Origin of the sequence: Frigoribacterium sp. CFBP 13605 (assembly GCF_014839405.1) — a bacterium.
GTDB lineage: Bacteria > Actinomycetota > Actinomycetes > Actinomycetales > Microbacteriaceae > Frigoribacterium.
The window spans coordinates 1-2,073 of the sequence record NZ_JACYNS010000190.1 but is presented as its reverse complement, the minus strand read 5'-3'; the positions used below and the strand labels follow the sequence as shown (position 1 = coordinate 2,073).

Sequence of the window (2,073 nt, the reverse complement as noted above, 5' to 3'; positions counted from 1 at the left end):
TGGCCGACGACCCGTCGTGAGGAGTCGGCGGTCTCGCGGGCCTCGGCCCGGCGCGTCTCGAGCCGCTCGTGCCGTGCGGTCGCCTCGTCGACGGCGGCCTGGGCCTCGCCCAGCACGCGACCGGCCTCGTCCGCCGAGGTGCGGGCGGCCTCGGCACGGGCCGAGGCCGCGTCGAGCGCCGTCTGCAGGTCGGCGAGCGCCTTCTTCTTGGCGGACTCGTCGTCGCGCGCGGCGAGGACGGCCTGCCAGGTCGGGGCGGCGGCGATCGCGCGGTCGGGGACGAGGAACGTGGCGAGCACGGCCAGCACGAGGGCGACGGTGGTCGCCGACGTCCGGCGGCGGAGGGGGCTCGAGAGGGGAACGGGGCGGACGGAGTGGGACATGGCTCTCTGTCTGTCTGGTGCACGCGTCGCGTGCGGTGGTGCAGGGGCGTCCGCGCTCGGGCCTCGCGGAGCACCCACACTACCGAGGCGCTCCGGGACGGAAGCGGCGCGCTCGCCCCGCACCGCGCCTCCTCGGGGCGGTCGCCGGGCTGGGGACGAGACGTCGACGCGGCGCCGTCAGCGATGCCGACGCCTCGGCGACGCGGCGCCGACCCGGCGCCCGCGAGGTACGGTCGTGTCCCCCTTTCGGCCCCTGTGCGTCGGCCGGCATCCGTGGTCGACTGTCCCTTCCACCACCGTCGGGGCAGCTCCCCGAGTGCGCCGAGAGAGGCGCAGATGGCATCGTCCCGACCGGCCCGCACCACCCTCGGCCTGATCGCCGCGGCCGCCGTCGTCCTGCTGACCGCGTGCTCGTCGGGCGACGCCACCCGTCCGACGCCGACGGGCGCACCGGCCACGCCGACGCCGACCCCGACGTCGCAGGCGACCCGGGTGACGCCCGAGACGATCCGCACGGCTCCGTCCGGCACGGTGTTCCACGGGGGCGTCGCGCTCGAGCCGAACTCGCTGGCGATCCGGGCCGAGGCCACGCTGAGCGCCGACGGCGAGACGGACGCCGCGCGGGCCGCGGCCCTCATCGCGAAGCGCCCCGTGGCGATGTGGATCGGCGACGGCTACGACGACGCCCAGCTCGTGGAGGTCATCACCGACTACCTGACCGCCGCCGAGGACCAGGGGGCGACGCCCGTGTTCGTCACCTACGCGATCCCCGACCGGGACTGCGGCAACTACTCGGCCGGCGGCCTGACCGTCGAGCGCTACCCCGCCTGGAACGCGACGATCGCGGCCACCCTCGCCGGGCACCGGGCCGTCGTCATCGTCGAACCCGACTCCCTCGGCATCCTGAGCCGGTGTCCGCAGCTGGCCGACACGCGCCTCCCCCTGCTGAAGCAGGCCGTCGCCGACTTCGCGGCGGCCGGCGTGCCCGCCTACCTCGACGGCGGCAACTCGCACTGGGTGCCGCCCGAGGTGATGGCCGAGCGGCTCGAGGCGGCGGGCGTCGCCCAGGCCCGCGGCTTCTTCACCAACGTCGCGGGCTTCTACCCCGTGGGCGACGAACAGCCGTACGCCGAGGAGGTCGCGGCGATGACGGGCGGCAGCCGCTACGTGATCGACGTGTCGCGCAACGGCCGCGGCTGGAAGGGGACGTGGTGCAACCCCGAGGACGTCGGCCTCGGCCAGGACCCCCGCGTGGTGTCCGACGACGGCCGCCTCGACGCCCTGCTCTGGGTCAAGACGCCGGGCATCAGCGACGGCACCTGCAACGACGGCCCCCCGGCCGGTGAGTGGTACCCGTCGTACGCCGAGATGCTCGTCGACCGCCGCCCCGAGTGGGCCCGCAGCTGACGCACGGCCGGCCGGCCTGCCCCGCCACCGCTCAGCCCAGGCGGGCGCGCAGCAGCTCGAGGAACTCGTCCGCCATCGCGAGCTGACGCTCGAGCTTCGCGCGACGCTCGACGGTCTCGTCGATGAACGCCGCCAAGGAGGCGCGGGTCGCCTGACCGCGCCCGTCACCCTCGTCGCCCGCCCCGGCGCCGCCGACCGCGGTACACTCTGTCCCTCGGCCTGCACGTGCTCATCCCGCTCTTCCTGGCCACCGGCATGGCCCTCGCCTACCTCGGCGCCTTCG

Annotated in this window: 1 protein-coding gene and 1 pseudogene; one reads left to right on the top strand and one right to left on the bottom strand. The window is 75.6% G+C overall.

Annotated elements, in window-relative coordinates; all coding sequences use genetic code 11:
- Window positions 1–383: pseudogene (locus IFT36_RS15890) on the bottom strand (hypothetical protein); the annotation flags it as partial.
- 336 nt (window positions 384–719) lie between these two features.
- Between IFT36_RS15890 and IFT36_RS15885 the strand changes: the two are divergent.
- Window positions 720–1,790: a glycoside hydrolase family 6 protein gene (locus tag IFT36_RS15885; RefSeq protein WP_200413647.1), complete on the top strand. Its 1,071-nt coding sequence runs from the start codon at window positions 720–722 to the stop codon at window positions 1,788–1,790.
- The last annotated feature ends 283 nt before the right edge of the window (window positions 1,791–2,073 follow it).

Coding starts and splice junctions, on each gene's coding strand:
- IFT36_RS15885 (WP_200413647.1), top strand. CDS start 720: ATGGCATCGTCCCGACCGGCCCGCACCACCCTCGGCCTGATCGCCGCG.